General features: G+C 37.5%; 13 protein-coding genes. 7 read left to right on the forward strand and 6 right to left on the reverse strand.

The window, feature by feature from the left end; all coding sequences use genetic code 11:
* The first annotated feature begins 97 nt into the window (after nt 1–97).
* The 3 genes from EV201_RS13160 (at nt 98) to EV201_RS13170 (ending at nt 5984) form a co-directional block, all read left to right on the forward strand.
* Complete coding sequence (locus EV201_RS13160; protein ID WP_130308094.1) at nt 98–1264, forward strand: efflux RND transporter periplasmic adaptor subunit; 1167 nt, start codon at nt 98–100, stop codon at nt 1262–1264.
* A 43-nt stretch (nt 1265–1307) separates the two neighbouring features.
* Complete coding sequence (locus EV201_RS13165) at nt 1308–4490, forward strand: efflux RND transporter permease subunit (protein ID WP_130308095.1); 3183 nt, start codon at nt 1308–1310, stop codon at nt 4488–4490.
* A 78-nt stretch (nt 4491–4568) separates the two neighbouring features.
* On the forward strand, nt 4569–5984 hold the full coding sequence (locus tag EV201_RS13170; protein WP_130308096.1) for an efflux transporter outer membrane subunit: 1416 nt from the start codon (nt 4569–4571) through the stop codon (nt 5982–5984).
* 95 nt (nt 5985–6079) lie between these two features.
* Here the strand turns inward: EV201_RS13170 and EV201_RS13175 are convergent, their stop codons facing one another.
* Nucleotides 6080–7432 (reverse strand): SO_0444 family Cu/Zn efflux transporter, encoded by a 1353-nt coding sequence (locus EV201_RS13175; RefSeq protein ID WP_130308097.1) that lies wholly within the window; start codon nt 7430–7432, stop codon nt 6080–6082.
* Between the two features lie 200 nt (nt 7433–7632).
* Here EV201_RS13175 and EV201_RS13180 point away from each other — a divergent pair, with 200 nt between their 5' ends.
* Together EV201_RS13180 and EV201_RS13185 are read left to right on the forward strand one after the other, a co-directional pair.
* Nucleotides 7633–8811, forward strand: coding sequence for a hypothetical protein (locus EV201_RS13180; RefSeq protein WP_130308098.1), 1179 nt, complete (start codon nt 7633–7635; stop codon nt 8809–8811).
* 89 nt (nt 8812–8900) lie between these two features.
* The gene (locus EV201_RS13185; RefSeq protein ID WP_130308099.1) at nt 8901–9422 is read left to right on the forward strand and encodes an FMN-binding protein; all 522 of its coding nucleotides are present in this window, start codon (nt 8901–8903) and stop codon (nt 9420–9422) included.
* Here the strand turns inward: EV201_RS13185 and EV201_RS13190 are convergent.
* The 4 genes from EV201_RS13190 to nadB all read right to left on the reverse strand — a co-directional run bounded on the left by EV201_RS13190 (nt 9415) and on the right by nadB (nt 15135).
* Complete coding sequence (locus EV201_RS13190) at nt 9415–11550, reverse strand: ATP-binding protein (protein WP_130308100.1); 2136 nt, start codon at nt 11548–11550, stop codon at nt 9415–9417. The two genes, EV201_RS13185 and EV201_RS13190, sit on opposite strands and share 8 nt — an antisense overlap.
* A 202-nt stretch (nt 11551–11752) precedes the next feature.
* Nucleotides 11753–12679 (reverse strand): quinolinate synthase NadA, encoded by a 927-nt coding sequence (gene nadA, locus EV201_RS13195; protein ID WP_130308101.1) that lies wholly within the window; start codon nt 12677–12679, stop codon nt 11753–11755.
* A gap of 12 nt (nt 12680–12691) precedes the next feature.
* On the reverse strand, nt 12692–13543 hold the full coding sequence (gene nadC, locus EV201_RS13200; RefSeq protein WP_130308102.1) for a carboxylating nicotinate-nucleotide diphosphorylase: 852 nt from the start codon (nt 13541–13543) through the stop codon (nt 12692–12694).
* 17 nt (nt 13544–13560) lie between these two features.
* Nucleotides 13561–15135: an L-aspartate oxidase gene (gene nadB / locus EV201_RS13205; protein ID WP_130308103.1), complete on the reverse strand. Its 1575-nt coding sequence runs from the start codon at nt 15133–15135 to the stop codon at nt 13561–13563.
* Nucleotides 15136–15540: 405 nt separating this feature from the next.
* Here nadB and EV201_RS13210 point away from each other — a divergent pair, with 405 nt between their 5' ends.
* Together EV201_RS13210 and EV201_RS13215 are read left to right on the forward strand one after the other, a co-directional pair.
* Entirely contained in the window at nt 15541–16320 is a 780-nt protein-coding gene (locus EV201_RS13210; RefSeq protein WP_165389656.1) for an HD domain-containing protein, read from the forward strand.
* 158 nt (nt 16321–16478) lie between these two features.
* Nucleotides 16479–16700, forward strand: coding sequence for a (2Fe-2S)-binding protein (locus EV201_RS13215; protein WP_130308105.1), 222 nt, complete (start codon nt 16479–16481; stop codon nt 16698–16700).
* A 135-nt stretch (nt 16701–16835) separates the two neighbouring features.
* On the opposite strand, the gene trxB is transcribed toward EV201_RS13215, so the two are convergent.
* Complete coding sequence (trxB, locus tag EV201_RS13220; RefSeq protein WP_130308106.1) at nt 16836–17831, reverse strand: thioredoxin-disulfide reductase; 996 nt, start codon at nt 17829–17831, stop codon at nt 16836–16838.
* Nucleotides 17832–18384: the final 553 nt, after the last annotated feature.

An 18384-nucleotide genomic window follows, 5' to 3' on the forward strand; every position in this document is an offset into this window, starting at 1 on the left:
ACAGATTTGCTGTATTTATTTTTGTGTTTCAAAGGTTCGTTGTTTAACGAACTAAACGAACTGCTTTTAATTAAATCTATATAATCTAAAAACAATCATGGTAAAAGGTAAATATTTAATAATTCTTGGCACAGCTTTATTGGCTCTGGCTTCATGTAATAAAACACAGAAACCCCAGATGGCACACAAGGCAGCACCTTTTCAGGTACAGACCCTTGAAAAGTCAGATGTAACCGTCTATAAAAAATATGCAGCGAATATCGAAGGCGAACAAAATGTTGAGATCCGTTCAAAAGTAGATGGCTTTATTGAAAAGATATACATTGACGAAGGAGCTACAGTAAAAAAGGGACAACTTTTATTCAAACTTAGTGCTGAAACTTTAAACCAACAACTTAATGCTGCTCAAGCAAATATTGAGGTCGCAAAATCTCAGGTTGAAGTCGCACAGGTTGAGTTGGAGAAAATTAGACCTTTGGTTGAGAAAAATATTGTTAGTTCAATCGAGTTGAAAACAGCAAGCAGTAAATTGAATGCAGCTAAGGCTCAATTGAGTGCGGTAAAGGCTAATTATTTAAATGCCAAGGAAAATTTGGAATACACTATAATTACCAGCCCTGTGGATGGTATTGTTGGTAGTATCCCTTATAAAGTGGGGAGTTTGGTTGGCCGAAATGAGGCTCAAGCTTTAACGACTGTTTCTGATATTAAGAATGTATATGCCTACTTTACAATGAATGAAAAACAACTTTTGGAATTCATTCGAAGATTGGGTGGCAATAGTATGTCAGAGAAAATTGAGAAAATGCCTGAGGTGGAATTGTATTTGGCTGATGGCAGTTTGTATAAGTACAAAGGGAAAATCGAAACGATTAATGGGATGGTGAATCCCAGAACCGGAAGTGTGAATTACCGCGCTATATTTCCAAACCCAGACCGATTGCTACGTAATGGTAATAGTGGTAAAATAATGTTCCCAACTCAAATCAGTAGTGCAATTCTTTTGCCACAAAAATCAACTTTCGAATTGCAGGGTAAGCGTTTTGTTTATGTGGTTGGGACTGAAGATAAAGTGAAATCAAAAGAAGTCATTGTCTCGGAAACAGTGGGTGATCAGATTATTGTACAAAGCGGTTTAAAAGCTGGTGAAGTTATTGTAAATGATGGATTAATCAAGCTGAGAGAAGGCATGCAGATTATACCCAATCCTATTGGATTAGCCGTTCAGCAAGGTTCAAACAAAGAAGTTTTATCTGACAAATAATCCTGAATGATCAACTGATTATAATTATCTAAAAAGGTATATAATGTTTCAAAAATTTATAGAACGGCCGGTATTATCGACTGTTATTTCAATATTAATTGTCATTTTGGGAATTTTGGGATTGACCTCCCTTCCCGTTCAGCAATTTCCTGAGATTGCACCACCAACAGTGAAAATTTCAACTTCATATCCGGGTGCCAATGCCGAAACCGTTTTGAAATCGGTTGTTGTTCCCATTGAAGAGGCTGTAAATGGTGTGGAGGGGATGACATATATGTCGTCCAGCTCCAGTAATGATGGTTCGGCTACAATCAACGTATATTTTGAATTGGGTACCGATGCTGATATTGCTGCGGTAAAGGTGCAGAATCGTGTGGCTACGGTCAACAGCAAATTGCCTTCACAGGTAATCAAAAACGGGTTGACCACCGAAAAGGTGCAGAATGGTGTTTTGATGTTTTTCTCCCTGTATTCTGAAAATCAGGATTTAGATGCAACTTTTGTTGAGAATTACGCCCGTATCAATATGATCCCCTTGATCAAACGTATCAATGGTGTGGGGGATGCTAAAGTATTTGGTTCACGCGATTATTCGATGAGAATTTGGTTAAATCCCGAGAAGATGGCTGTTTATGGTTTGTCTCCACAGGATATTGCAAATGCATTAAATGAACAAAATATTGAAGCTGCTCCGGGTAAGTTTGGCGAGAATTCGTCTCAGTCTTTTGAGTATGTGATTCGCTACAAGGGGAAATTCTCTGAAGTTTCTGAATATGAGAATATCATCTTGCGATCGGAAGGGAATAACAACTTTTTGAGATTAAAGGATGTGGCTAAAGTTGAATTGGGTGCCTTCAATTACTCTATAACAAATAAAACGGCGGGCAATCCTTCAGTGGCTATGGCGGTTTATCAAACGGCAGGATCCAATGCGCAACAGATTGTAAAAGATATTGAGAAAGTACTTGAAAATTCATCAAAGGATTTTCCTGCAGGTATCAAGTATGTTATCCCTTTTAATACCAATGAGTTCTTGGATGCTTCCATCCATCATGTAATCATGACCTTGATTGAGGCATTCCTTCTTGTATTTTTGGTGGTTTTCTTGTTTCTACAAGATTTTCGCTCGACTTTAATTCCAGCTATTGCTGTGCCTGTTTCCATTATTGGGACTTTCTTTTGCCTGCAATTATTCGGATTTTCAATCAATATGCTGACGCTGTTTGCTTTGGTATTGGCTATTGGTATTGTGGTTGACGATGCCATTGTGGTGGTCGAGGCTGTGCATGCCAAGCTCGATGCGGGTGCTAAAAGCGGGAAGAAAGCAACGCTTTCTGCCATGAGTGAAATTACAGGAGCAATTATCTCGATTACGCTTGTTATGGCGGCAGTTTTTGTACCTGTTTCCTTTCTCGAAGGTCCTACGGGTGCTTTCTATCAACAATTTGCTATAACACTTGCGGTAGCCATTGTTATTTCGGCTATTAATGCATTGACTTTAAGTCCGGCGCTATGTGCCCTTTTGTTGAAACCCCATAATCCAAGTGAGGCTCACAAAAAGGGACTAATGAGTCGTTTCTATACTTCATTTAATACGGGTTTCGATGCGGTGACCGATAGATATACCAATTCGGTTCGCTTCCTAATCAACAGAAAATGGTTGTCCGGTTTAATACTTGTGGTATTTGTCGTTATGGCTGGCTGGATGTTTAAGACCACTCAAACTGGTTTTATTCCCAATGAGGATCAGGGGATGATTTTTTGTGATATTACCTTGCCTCCAGGGAGTACGTTGGATCGTACGGTTGAAGTGACAGATAAAGTAGATGCCATTATTAAGGAAATGGATGTTGTTGATACCCGTATGTTTGTTAATGGATTTAGTTTACTAAGTGGCACCCGTGGTGGCTCAAAGGCTTTTGCGGTAATCAAGTTAAAACCCTGGGATCAGCGTAAGGAAGATCATCAGAAGGTTAAGGCTGTGGTGGGACAATTATTTGGCAAAACAGCAGGTATTGCTGAGGCTCGAATTTTATTTTTCACACCACCAACGGTGAGAGGTTTTGGTAATTCAGACGGTTTCGAGATGCAATTGCAGGACAAAACCAATGGAAGTTTTAATGGTTTGATGGCTAATACCAATAAGTTTTTGATGGCCTTGAATCAGCGTCCGGAAATTAAGTATGCTATTACCTCATTCAACACAGGATTCCCTCAGTATGAAATGGATGTTAATGTTGAGAAAGTGAAAGAGGCGGGAATCTCTGTCAATGGATTGTTTGCGACTTTGCAGGGGTATTACGGTAGTTGGTATGCAGCTGATTTCAACCGATTTGGAAAACAATACCGCGTTATGATTCAAGCTGATCCTGAGGATAGGGCTACTGCTGAATCGCTTAATAACATCTTTATCAAGAATGGTAAGGGCGAACTGGTTGCTGTCAGTCAGTTTGTGCAAATGACCAAGGTGAATGGTCCTGATGTGGTTAGCCGTTTCAATCTCTTCAATTCAGCAACCATCAATGGTAATGTGAATCCGGGTTACAGTACGGGTGATGCTATTCAGGCTGTAAAAGAGGTGGCTGCAGAAGTATTGCCTGCGAGCTATGGTTATGAATTTTCGGGGATGACTCGTGAAGAGCAGAAAGCAGGAAATAAAGCAATTATTGTTTTCGTTCTGAGTTTGATCTTTGTGTATTTCCTTTTATCGGCTCAGTACGAATCTTATATATTGCCTTTCTCAATTCTATTGTCATTGCCGATTGGTATTTTTGGAAGTATCTTTTTCATCAATATGGTTGGTTTGGACAACAATATTTACTTTCAGGTTGCCCTGATCATGTTGATTGGTTTGTTGGCAAAAAATGCGATTCTGATTGTTGAGTTTGCTTTGCAACGGCGACGTGAGGGGATGAGTATTCCTATGGCTGCAGTAGAAGGGGCTAAAGCGCGATTGCGTCCGATCCTGATGACTTCTTTTGCCTTTATTCTTGGCCTGATGCCATTGATGTTGTCAACGGGTGCGGGTGCAGTTGGAAACCGCTCTATTGGTACAGGGGCTGTAGGAGGCATGCTTATTGGAACCCTGTTTGGTGTTTTTGTAATTCCTGTCTTTTTTGTTGTGTTTCAGCATATTCAGGAAAAAATAACGGGAGCTCCCAAACTTAATGATACCGAACCAAAGGCAGTTGATTGTTCTAAAGAACATGAAATGAGTCAGGTTTAAACGTTTAAGATAAGAATGAGTGACGATATGGTTTCCTTAAATCAGGAGGCCCTATCGTCAAAATCAAACTATAATCAAATGCAAAAGAAAACTATTATATACCGATTGTTGCTGATGCTTATTGTTGCTTCGAGCCTTCAGTCTTGTTTTGTAGCTAAACAATACCAGCGTCCGGAAATTGAAACCGAGGATTTGTATCGAGATATTTCGACAAACGATTCGACGACTTTGGCTCAGATGCCTTGGGAGGATTTATTTACAGATTCAAAATTGAGAACCCTTATTAAGACAGGATTAAGTGATAATCTTGATTTGATGATGGCAATAGAACGTGTTCGGGCTTCAGAAGCTTATTACAAACAAGGAAAGATGGGCTTTCTGCCTAGTCTGAGTTTGGGTGCCAATGGGGGAAAATTCGAAGCGTCGGACAATAGTCTATCTGGTGTTTCTGCAGGTGGAAATGGACCCAGTTATGAGAATTACCAGTTGACCGGAAGTCTTTCCTGGGAAGCAGATATCTGGGGCAAAATCCGAAGTCAAAAGCGAGCAACACAGGCTTCCTACCTTAAAAGTGAGGCTGCCCGGAGAGCTGTTGAGAGCACACTGGTTGCGAAAATCGCATCGGCTTATTTTCAACTGATTGCCTTGGATGCTCAAGTTGAATTGGCCAAGCAAACGGTGGCCAATCGTACGGAAAGTTTAAAAACCATGCAAAGCTTAAAAGCAGCAGCCCGAGTGACTGAAACAGCAGTAAAACAAACTGAAGCTCAGCTTTATTCAACTCAGATTTTATTACTTGATTTGGAGCGTAACGTAAAGCTTTTGGAAAATACGATGAGTTTGCTTTTGGGCAAGGAGTCGGGAAGCATTGAGCGTGGAAGATTGGATGATCAGGTCATTACAGTTGATTTAAAAACGGGTTTTGCTGCTCAGCTATTGAGAAACAGACCGGATGTAATGGTGGCAGAGTATGGGCTGATGAATGCTTTTGAACTTCGAAATGTGGCACACAGTAATTTTTATCCCAGTATTAGTTTGAGTGCATCAGCTGGTCTGGAGAGTATCAGTTTTGACAATTGGTTCAATACCAGTTCTATCTTCAGTAATTTAGTTGGAAACTTAACACAACCGCTTTTTAATAAGCGAAAAATAAGAACACAGTACGAGGTCTCTAAAGCTCAGCAGAAAGAAGCCACTTACAATTTTAAAAGAGCTTTGTTGATTGCTGGTAAAGAGGTGTCTGATGCCCTTTATACCTATCAGATAGAGAAAGAAAAATACGAAATAAGAAAACATGAATTACAGGCTCTAACCGAAGCAGTTAGTTTTTCTGAAGAGCTATTAAACAGAGGCTATGCCAATACAACTTATTTAGAAGTGTTGACGGCCCGATCGAATGCCTTGTCTTCTGAAATCAATACCATTGATTCCAGATTCAAGCAGCTGAATGCAGTTGTTGAATTGTATCAGGCTCTTGGAGGGGGATGGAAATAGTCTATCCTCAAATTTTACTTACACTTACCATATAAAAAGACAGCCATCAGGCTGTCTTTTTTTGTATGCTGTTGATATAATCCTGCGTTTATGAGTTAATCTTCAATTATCCCACCATATTCAAATCCCAAACTTTCAATTTCCTTTTGAATTTGAGACAGATCAATATCTTTACCTTGAATGTGAAGTCGTTTTTGTTCTAAATTAACCTCAGCAGATTTAATATTTGACAGTGCACCCACATGTTTTTCAACGGAGTTTTTGCAATGGTTGCAACTCATACCCAATACGGCAATTAAATAATCTTCAGTTTCGGTTTTTGTTTTGGTAGGAGACAGTTTTTTACGTTTTAAAAGGAACTTTTGTATGTAACCATTAATGATTAAAAGTGTCAGCGTAATCGAACTGCCCCATTGTAACCAGACAGGTAAAGAAAAATGCCCCTCGTGAGCCCCCATATGAGTGTGTAGCCCTGTTAAGGTAAACCATTCTCGGGGGAGAACATAGTCGATTAACAGACCGAAAATGAGTGCTCCTAAGATGATGGAGCTTAAATATGCCAAAGTTGTTTTTCTGCCCAATACCTTATTTAAAACTGTTATTGTAGCCGCGTTTGTAGCCGGGCCTGCCATTAGAAAAACTAAAGCTGCTCCGGGAGAAACACCTTTCATCAACAGGACTGCAGCCACAGGAACCGAAGAAGTGGCACAAATGTATAGGGGGATAGAGGCAAGTAGAATGACTAACATGCCAATGAAATCGTTCCCAATAAATTTCGCAAAGAAATTATCCGGTATCAGAACAGAAATTAGGGCAGCTAATACCAAGCCAATGATCAACCATTTCGAAATGTCTTGAAGGAAATCGACAAAGGCATACTTGAACATGGTATGCAATTTGGAATTTTGTTTGCTTGGTTTGGTTTCACAAGAATCACCGCAGTTACAGTCTTGTTTTGACTCTGCTGATTCTTCAGAACAACAGCTTTCTGTTTCTGCTGTTTTAGTTGTTTCGACTCCATTATCTTGTTTATCGAAACGATTTGCCAGCATGCCACCTGCGTAACCGGTAATTAGAGCAATTATTGGGCGAATAATGGCAAAGGGGAGTCCCAATAGCGAATAGGTAACCAATATGGAATCAACCCCAGTTTGTGGGGTTGAGATTAGAAAAGAAACAGAAGATCCCTTACTCGCACCACTCTTATAAAATGAAATACCTGTCGGTATAACGCCACATGAGCATAATGGAAGAGGAATTCCCAATAGTGAGGCATTTAGGACTGACCGACCATTTTTTTGACCTAAATATCGATCGATAAATTTTTGTGGGAAAGCTATTTTTAGCACCCCTGCAAAGAAAAAACCTAGCATTAAATAGGGCGACATTTCATTTAAAATCTGAATGAAATCGTAAGCAAATTGCTGTATATATGATGTGATATTCATGCCTGCTGTTTTGATGTAATTATATAAGCGAAAGTATAAAAATATATCGATTTTTGGATGTGTTTAGAGGTGGATTATTTAGATCCTTTAAAAATACCTACATCTAGGTATTTCTGTTTATTCAGATTAGATCTAGTTTAGCGGTGTCAAAAAGATGTTAATTTTTGTTTAAAAACGATTACAACTAAATAATATAAAAAATGAAAAAAGGATTATTGTTTTTTGCAGCCGTAGCTGTTGCTTTCGGATTAAAAGCTCAGGAAAATGTTGATCAGTATAAAAGTATTGGAACGACTATCTTGGAAAAGGTAAAAGACGAGAAATTAAGTATTGGTGGTTACGGCGAAGTTCACTACAACCAGCAAGTGAGTGGACAGACACGTTACAACGGTAAAATGGATGTGCATCGTATGGTGATGTTTTTTGGATATCAATTTAATGATAAGACATCATTTGTTACTGAGCTTGAATTTGAACACGTTTCTGAAGTGGCTGTTGAGCAAGCCTTCTTAAACTATAATGTTAGACCAAACACAAGTTTACGTGCAGGTTTGATGTTGATCCCAATGGGTATTGTTAATGAGTATCATGAGCCAACTACATTTAATGGTGTTGAACGACCAAGTGTTGACAAAAATATTGTTCCGACTACCTGGAGAGAAATTGGTTTTGGTATTAACGGTCGCTTGGCTAATGCACCTTTAAAATACCAAATGTATATCATGAATGGTTTCAATGGTTTTGACGGATCGAGTAAACTTAGAGCTAAGGATGGTTTACGTAAAGGTCGTCAAAAAGGTGCTGAGTCAACTTTTACTTCACCTTCATTGTCAGCCAAGGTTGATTATTATGGTATTAAAGGTTTAAATATAGGTCTTTCAGGATACTTTGGTAAAACTCAGTCGTCTGCATTCGATGGTTTAGACAAGGATGATAGCATTGCTGAGAATTATGCTGATTCGACTCGTATTGGTATCAGTATGGTTGGGCTCGATCTCCGTTATAAGCTTGATGCACTTCAATTAAAAGGACAGTACATTCATTCATTCTTGAATAATGTTGATGAGTATAATAATGTTGCTGAAGGTGCTGATTTGGGTAAGCAAATGATGGGGTATTATATTGAGGCAGGTTACGATTTACTACATGGTAAAGAGCAAGCTTTGGTTCCATTTGTTCGCTACGAAAATTATAACACTCAGCATAAAATGGCTGCAGGTGAAACAGCTGATAAAGCAAATGATCGTCAAGACCTGTTTGTTGGTTTGAGCTACCACTTGGCTAAAGGTGCTGTCGTGAAAGCAGATTATCAGAATTCAAAGGATGGAAACGATGTTAAATCTCACTTTGTAAACTTTGGAGTTGGTGTTTGGTTCTAATTGAATCATGAATTTATATATACATTTAATTATTGCGAAGAGAATGGTTTGTCCATTCACTTCGCAATTTTGCGGTTTAATATCTTGTTATGAGAAAATTTGTAATTGTTATTTGTCTTATGATTTGTGGTTTTGTTGTGAATGCCAGTCAGTTTCCAAAATCAGTTCAGAAGAAGATTGATAAAACCTTGATAAAGCTATACCCTAATAAGGTTATTGAATTGAGCGATATGGAATTGTCAGAAGAGTTGGCAACCCGTTATGCTTCGATAAAAAAAGTGAAAGTTTCTGCCTTAAGATCGGGAGGAGAAGAATTGGGTTTTGCTTGTTTTGCGTCCTCCAAAGGGAAAAAAGATTACTTTGATTATATGGTTATATTCGACAAACAACTTCTTATTAAGAAAGTTGTTGTGCTGGTTTACCGATCGACTTATGGAGGTGAAATCATGTCACGTTCATGGTTAAAACAGTTTATCGGAAAAACCAGAGGCGAATCGATGGAAATGAATAAGGATATTGATGGTATATCAGGGGCAACTCTTTCAGCACCCTCCATCACACAAGGCGTAAAAGACCTGAGTTTATTGATTGCCGAAATTCAGACTAATTAGATAAGTTTTTGGATAAAGGAAGGGTGAACGTGAAAGTAGAACCCTTTTTTTCTTCACTCTCAATCCAGATCTGTCCACCGTTTGCTTCTACAAATTCTTTGCATAGGATTAGCCCTAATCCGGTTCCTGTTTCTTGTTTGGTCCCAAGAGTGGATGTATTATTATCTATACTAAAGAGTTTGCTTTGTTTGTCGGTATTCATCCCCACACCAAAATCCTGTACTGACAGTTGAATGGTATCGCCATTAAGTTGTGTTGAAATAATAATCTCAGATTTTGGATATGAAAATTTCAAGGCGTTACTAAACAAATTCCGAATAATTGTATTCACCATATTAACATCTGCAAAAACGTGGATGTTCGGATTCAACTTTGAAGTAAAGGTGATCGACTTCTCTTTCGATTTTAGTTTTTGAATTTCAATATTCTCTTGTACAATTTCTGAAAGATTGAAATCGATAGCCTGATATTTCATGTTGCCAAGTTGCGATTTTGACCATTGCAATAAGTTTTCAAGCAGAGAATTCAGATTACGAGCAGACTGATTGAGATAGGTATTGTATTCATTTATAAGACTAATTTCCTGAGATGAATTGCTTTCGTCGTGAATCAGGTTTGAGAAACTGAGTATGGCTCCGAGAGGCGATCTGAGATCATGGGCAATAATTGAAAAGAATTTATCTTTGGTTTTGTTGATTATTTTAAGTTGCTCATTCGAATCTTCAAGCTTAAGGTTGATGTTTTTAATTGTTTTGTTGGCTTTCGTCATATTACGTAACAGTATAATAATAACGATTAGCAGAATTAGTGTCACAATAAGACCGTAAATAACTTGATCTTTACGTTGAATTTCTTTTTCAAGATTGAGTTGTGATAGTTGATTTTGTGCCTTTAATAAATCGTTTTCTTTTTCTTTTTTCTCTGTTTCATACAGAGTTTGCATTTTGATAATCTGCTCTGTTTTTTCATTATCAAGAAAATCATTCTTTAAAGAATCATAGTTTAAAAAGGCTTTCTTTGCCCGATTTAATTGTCCTGTTTCTAGATAGTATTCTGTTTGTACTTTGGCTAAGTCAAGTCTTTTGTTGATAAAGCCAAGTTCCTCAGCTAGTCGAGTCGCTTTTGCGAGATAATTAGCAGCTTTCTTAAATTCTTTTGTCTTAATGTAAACTTTTGCCAGGTATTCATAGTTATAGATGAAATCGGTTTTTGAGTTGATTTTTTTTGCTAATGTTAAAGATTTGTTTAAGAAATAAATGGCTTGTTCATAGTCACCAAGTTCATAATTTACAGAGCCTAAATTGTGATAATTAGATGTAAGGCCAATATTAATTTCTTCACCTTTGCGTAGTTCCAGAGATTTTAGGTAGTAGATCAGTGCCTTTGTATAATCTTTCTGAGCTTCATATATGGTTCCTATATTGTTATTTGCTACTGCTAGATTGTATGTGTTTTTCTCTTCTTTTGATAGTTTTAAAACTTCGTTTAGTTTAATAAGAGCTTTTGTCCATTGTTTATCTGCAATGTAAATATTAGCTATATTGACAAGTGTATTTATTTTCAGCGACTCAATATTGTTCTTTTCAATAATTTCATTGGCGTTTAAGAAAGCTTGAAGTGCTTTTTGAATATAGCCTTCTTCCCAGTAAGTATTGCCAAGTTCGTTATATGTGATTGCTTCATAGTTGAATACATGATGTTTTTTAGCCAAATTGAGTGCTGTTTTATAATGCTCAATGGCTTTTTTGCGATCCGATTTATCGATATAGTAAAATCCTAATATGAGATGTGATCGGATTGACAGTTTGGGGAAATTATGTGTTTCTGAATCTTTAAGAGCAATATCCAGATAATATAGAGCAGAATCCAATTGATGATTATCAAGATGAAACCAGCCTAGATTTTGAGTTGATCTGATTGTCAAACTATCTTGGTGATTGAATTTGGCATGCCTGATCAGGCGATGTGCATAAATTAAAGCGGAGTCTTTATTGCTTTTTTCGAATTTAAGAAACTGGTTGGATAGATGATTCGATATAGAATCTGTATTTTCAGTCGGTCCTGTAAAGGACAAGCTTATTATTGAGGTTAGAATAAGGAGTATTAATTGAGTAAAATATTTAGACATAGATGAGTCTTGTGTGTGGTTAGCAATAGGTTTCGTTTAAAGATATTACCGGGTAAATGCAATATTTTTAAAACCAAATAAAGGTATCATTTTCTAGCTACTTTCACTTTAGTTCATCTTAAGAATTGATCTAAATAATCCTTAAAAGTAGGCTTTTAAGCATAAAAAAAAACCTTGTCAAATTTGACAAGGCTTGATGAATTTATCCAATCTCTAACATTCTGTTTATAGAGAGTTGAGCTTTTTTTGTGATTTCAGGATCAACCACAACTTGATATTGTTCATGAAGTAAGGCCTCATACAGGCTTTGCAGAGTCACTTTTTTCATCGATCCACAAATTACTTTTGGGTGAACCAAAATGAATTCCTTATCAGGATTTTCTTTCTGTAGTTGATGAAGGGTACCTTTTTCAGTTGCAATAATAAATTGTTTTTTATCTGATTCTTTAGCGTGTTTAATAATTCCCGCCGTAGAATAAAAGAATGTTTTAGGATGAGCTAAAATCATATCATCACCAGAACAGTTACTTTCCGGGTGAATCAAAATATCAGCCTCAGGGTATTGTTGATGCATATCCAAAACCATATCCGAAGATATTCTCTCGTGCACACAGCAATCACCATCCCACAGTTCCATATTATAGCCGGTTTTCTTATTTAAATAAGCGCCTAGGTTTTTATCCGGAGTGAAGAATATTTTTTGATCTTTACCCAAGTGTTCGATCACTTGCAGTGCATTTGATGATGTGCAACAATAATCCGTTTCGGCTTTAACTTCGGCAGTGGTATTAACATATGAAACAACCAGACCATCTGGATTAGCTGTTTTCCATTTGCGAAGATCTGCACCTGTTATGCTTTCAGCCAAAGAGCAACCGCAACGTTGAGCCGGGATTAAAACTTTTTTATCAGGTGATGTAATCGCAGCCGTTTCAGCCATAAAATGAACCCCACAAAATACAATAATATCTGCAGTGGTTTTCGAAGCTTGTCGAGCTAAACCTAGTGAATCTCCAATATAATCAGCTAAATCCTGAATATCGGTATCGGTATAATAGTGTGCAAGAATAACCGCATTCTTCTTTGCCTTCAAGTCTTCTATTTGCTTGATTATTTCTTGTTTTTTCATCTTGATGTCTGATTATATTTGGCAAATATTCTGACTGATATCCAGAGCAATAACAGAGTGGGTGAGTGCACCGACTGAAATTACGTCGATTCCGGTTGCAGCAACGCCTTTTAAACGCTGAATATTCATATTTCCTGAGGCTTCAACAAGACATCTGCCATTAATCAGTTTTACAGCTTCTGTCATCATTTCGTTGCTCATATTATCCAGCATGATAATGTCAGAACCCGCATCAGCAGCTTCAGCAACTTCTTCAAGAGTTGTTGTTTCAACTTCTATTTTAATATCGGCAGGAATGGCTTTTCGAACCTGAGCAACAGCTTTGGTTATGCCTCCGGCAATTTTAATGTGGTTGTCCTTGATCATAGCCAGATCGAAGAGTCCAATTCGATGATTGGTTCCCCCGCCCATTTTTACAGCGTATTTATCAAATGTACGAAGACCAGGTACCGTTTTACGGGTATCTAATATTTTAACCTTGGTGCCTTCAACTTCTTTTACATATTTAGCCGTTTCTGTGGCAATACCTGATAGACGTTGTAAAAGATTCAGAGCAAGACGCTCTCCAGTGAGTAAAGCTCTGAAACTGGCTTCAATTTCAACAATCAAATCGCCTTTTTTAACTCTGTCACCATCTTTAACGATTGGCTTCCAAATTAGGTTTGAGTCTAATTTTTCGAATACTTTTTTTGCAATTGGTAATCCTGCAATCACACCATCTGCCTTTGCAGTCATACTTGCCTTTGCGGTTGTGCTTTCAGGAATTAAGCTGTTGCTGGTTATGTCGCCACTTCCGATATCTTCTCGAAAGGCGTGATCTATAATGAAATCGACTTCCTCTGAGTTTAGTCCGGTTCCTTCCATTTTTATATTTGTGTTATTTATTTTTCGATAGGTACAAAGCGCAAGTCTTTGTTTATTGTTTGTATTGAATGGGCTATATAAGCGCTATTTTCTTTTTCAAAATCAGTTCTGATATGACCACCTCGGCTCTCTTTTCTTTCAAGTGCAGCTTTTGTCATAAGTTGGCAAACTTGCAACAAGTTTTGCAGTCGGGTACTGTAATATTCATTTTTCTCGAAAGGGAAATTTTGTTTAATCAATTCGATTGAATTGATGAGTTGAATCATTCCCGCCTGAGTACGAACAATCCCTAGGTTTGTATTCATGATATTTGCCATATCATTGACCTTTTTCAGAAATTTTCCCTCGAGTTCAGAATTACAATACAGTTCTTTTTCGTTGAAATCAGGACTATCTGTTTCAGTTGTTTGTTTGGCAGCATGTGTGATTGCTCGTTTGCCAAAGACTAAACATTCTAATAATGAGTTTGATGCCAGTCGATTTGCTCCCATTACGCCCGAAGAGGCGAGTTCGCCAAAGCTATAAAGGTGGGCAATATTTGTTTCACCATTCAGCCCTGTTTTAATTCCTCCTACCATATAGTGTGCAGCAGGAGCAATGGGGACTTGAGTGCACATGTCAACACCAAAGTCAGCACACTTCTTATAAAGTGTAGGGAAACGATCTTTAATCTTGTTGGCATCAAGATGATTTAATCTTAAGTAGACAAATTTATCCTTATGGGTTTGCATTTGCTCGAAGATGGAACGTGCAACCACATCTCTTGGGGCTAGTTCGGCCAGCTCATGTTTGTCAACCATAAAACGTTCGCCCTTTTTATTGTAAAGATGTGCACCCTCACCACGAACAGCTTCGCTGATTAAAAAGGTATTTCCATCTTCAGAGTAGAAAGCACTTGGGTGAAATTGAACAAATTCCATGTCAGCAATTTCGATACCTTCGGCGTAAGCTAAGGCAATACCGTCGCCAACTGTTGTGTTGGGGTTGGTGGTTCGTTGATAGATTGCTGAAGCGCCTCCCATGGCCAAAAAAGTATGTTTAGCCATAATTTTAAGGTTGCTGCCATCATCGGGTTTATATGTAAGTGCGCCAAAGCATTGCTTGTTCTTACATAATAGTTTGTAAACCATTTGGTTTTCCAAAACTTCAATGTTTTTGTTGCTGAGGATCTTTTCAGTCAGAAATTTAACCAGCTCTTTCCCTGTAGAATCGCCGCCGGCATGGAGAACTCTTCTGCGAAGATGACCGCCTTCAAGGCCTCTTGATAACTCGCCTTCAAGCGTGTCAAATTGCATTCCCATTTCGATAAGATCCTTAATCCGATCCGGCCCTTCGTTTACAAGTATATTTACCGGTGGATAGTCGCATAAACCACGACCGGCTTCAAATGTGTCTTTTAGATGTAATTCAGGCGAGTCGTCTGAATTTGTAACGGCTGCAATACCGCCCTGAGCATAATAGGAGTTGCTAACACTGAGCTCTGCCTTGGTTACAAGAACCACGCGTCCCAGCTTAGCGGCACAATTCGCTGCATAAAGTCCAGCCAATCCGCTACCAATAATCAAAAAATCAAACTCTTTTTCTGTAAACATCTTTTTTAGAAACTGTTTTTATCTCTTTCGAATGAAGACTTTTTAATCCTGCTGCGAAAATAGGACTTTTTAACGGTTTAGTTCACAAAAAAATAAGCTAAAATTAAGATTGGCGCCTGCTTTTGCTTTAAATGGATTGTGTCATTGCGCTTTGAGATACATGTATTTGATGAAAAAATAAAGAAACAATTCTTTCTAAAGGCTCAATACGAAGGATATTTCATTTTTTAATTTTGGGTTGTTGAAGTACTCTCATGGCTTACTGTTCGCCTAACAGATGGATTAATAGAGATCTACGATTTGATTTGTTATTGTGAAATTGAAATAGAGAAGTACATCCTTAAAAATCCTTTTGGATTTTAAGGAAAAGGTGTAGATTTGCAGCGATTATCAAATAAAATTAAAGTGATAGAAGAATCCTATAATAAGATTAGTACTTGGTATGATTCATATGCTTCCGAGTTTTTTTGCGAAGACGATGAAATTCAGATCAATATCGATCTAATAAAAACACATGCTTCGCGTGTTGTTGAAAATGTGAGAGAGTTGGGAAGTAGTATAGATGTTGAAGAATCAGATTTATTTCTGCTTCAAACAGCCGCTCTTCTTCATGATGTTGGACGATTTGTGCAGTTGGTAGAACATGGTACTTATGCAGATAATGAAGAGTCCAATCATATTCAAATAGGATTGGATGTGATTGAAGCGCATAATGTATTAAACGATTTGGAAGAAGCTGATAAGGCTTTGATAATTGACTGTGTGAAAATGCACGATTTAAACATCTTGCCAAAGATGTCTGATGAGCGTTCACTAGCACTTATTCATTTGCTTCGCGATGCAGATCGAATTGATGTGTTACGAATTGTTTCGGATTATTATACGCACAAAAAGGTTCATCCAAACCGACATTTGGACATGGAACTAAAAGACATGCCGGGAATCGCGAAGAAGATTTCCAAGGATATTATGGCTGAAAAAGTTGCCAGTCGCGAGGATGTTGAGACCTTAAATGATTTGAAATTATTTCAGATGTCCTGGATTTTTGACATGAAATATAAACGAAGTTTTAAGATGGTGAGTGAAAAAAGCTATATAAAAGCCATTTTTGAAACCTTGCCTAAAAGTGATGTTGTCATTGATATGTATCGAAATATGAAGATTTTCATGGAAAATCAATTGTAAGTTTCAATCCATAGATCAATAATATTTATATAGACTCGTTAAAAATAGCGAGTCTTTTTTTGTATCTTTGTCACAACAGAGAAGGCGTAAGAGATTGTGACAATAATGTGGTCTAACTTTTCTAAGCAAAGTTTAATTTTAGAATATAAAAAGATATAATGAGAGATATTGTTTGTAACTGTCAGATGGTTGATAGAGATACTATAGATAAAGCGATTCATGAGAAGAATGCTACAACGATTGAAGAAATTAGACGATATACTGGCGCTAATACAGGTTGTGGAAAATGCATGAGCTATATTAATTCTATTTTGGATTCAGAAGTTCCAAAAGTCGCTGCGAAAAAACCGGTAGCCCAAAGCAAATTCAAATTATGGTAATCGTTCATAAATAGAAGTTAAATATAAACGTCCTTTATCAGGACGTTTTTTTATGTCTTAATCCGAGTACGTTAAAAATGAAAACGCCATCAAAATAAATTGATAGCGTTTAAATTCTTTAGATCGTAATGTGAATTACTCGCGCTCGGCAAGAAATTTTTCAGCATCCATTGCTGCCATACAACCAGAACCTGCTGAGGTAATAGCCTGACGGTATACTGAATCTTTAAGGTCGCCACAAGCAAAAACACCAGGAACATTCGTTCGGGTAGAATCTGGTTCAGTCACAACATAGCCGTTTTCGTCAGTTGTAACGTATTGCTTAAAGAAATCAGAGTTTGGCGTGTGACCAATTGCAAGGAAGAATCCATCAACACTGATCTTAACTTCCTGCTCATCTTCTTCGCCAAGACGCTTGATTAAAGTAGCGCCCTGAACAACACCATCACCGGTAATTTCTTTTGTATTGTGTTCGTAAAGAACTTCGATATTCTTTGTTCGGTTTACTCGATCTTGCATCGCTTTAGATGCACGTAAATAAGGTTTACGAACAATTAAGTAGACTTTATTACACAAACCTGCAAGATAAGTGGCTTCTTCAGCAGCAGTATCACCACCACCAACAACAGCGACATCTTTACCACGGTAGAAGAAACCATCGCAAGTTGCACAAGCAGATACACCTGATCCGGCATATGTGGTTTCAGATTCCAGACCCAAATATTTGGCCGTTGCACCTGTTCCTAGAATGACCGATTCAGCTTCAATTGTTTTGTTACCATCAACCACAACTTTGTGTGGGTATGATGAAAAATCAACTTCTGTAACAATGCCCCAACGACAATCAGTCCCAAAACGTTCAGCTTGCTTTTTTAGATCAGCCATCATTTCAACACCTGTAACACCATCGGGATAACCAGGGAAGTTGTCAATTTCAGTTGTTGTTGTTAATTGCCCGCCAGGTTGTAATCCTTCGATCAGTACCGGGCTAAGATTAGCTCTGGCAGCATAAATAGCAGCAGTATAACCCGCAGGACCAGATCCAATAATTAGACATTTTACTCTTTCTATATCACCTTCAGGTGTAGTCGATTTTTTTTCCTCTAAGTTCATAGGCTTAAAAAGATCCATTTTATGTTTTTTTGTTCTAATTCTAAATAGTTTTGAGTGAGCAAATCTATAAAATATCTATATAAGTTCATGTATTCAGTCTCTTAAAAAGCATTATTTATCAATAAGATGTTTAGTTTGTCTTCGATTCTTGTTTGTTCTATTTTCAAATTTAAATTTTGTATTTGAATTCTATTATTTCATGTAGTGCCCATTTTTACTCACATAGGAGCATGTGTCAGGTCGTGTTGATACGTTTTAAAATATAAATTTTGACTGAAATGACTTTATTTGATTAACCGATTGAGGCTTTTTTTAGAATAGATATTTTATTGTGGAACTCGGATTCTTTAAAAGAGAAACGACATATCGATTTATCTGTTTGGGAGAGGCTACTTACACGATTAAGTTTTAAAGTTGAATGACTTATTATAGAATCTGTGATATGGCTTCAATCAATTTTTGATATCTTTGATAGTAGTAGTAGTAGTAGTAGTAGTAGTAGTAGTAGTAGTAGTAGTAGTAGTAGTAGTAGTAGTAGTAGTAGTAGTAGTAGTAGTAGTAGTAGTAGTAG

The sequence above is a fragment of the Ancylomarina subtilis genome (assembly GCF_004217115.1).
Taxonomy (GTDB): domain Bacteria; phylum Bacteroidota; class Bacteroidia; order Bacteroidales; family Marinifilaceae; genus Ancylomarina; species Ancylomarina subtilis.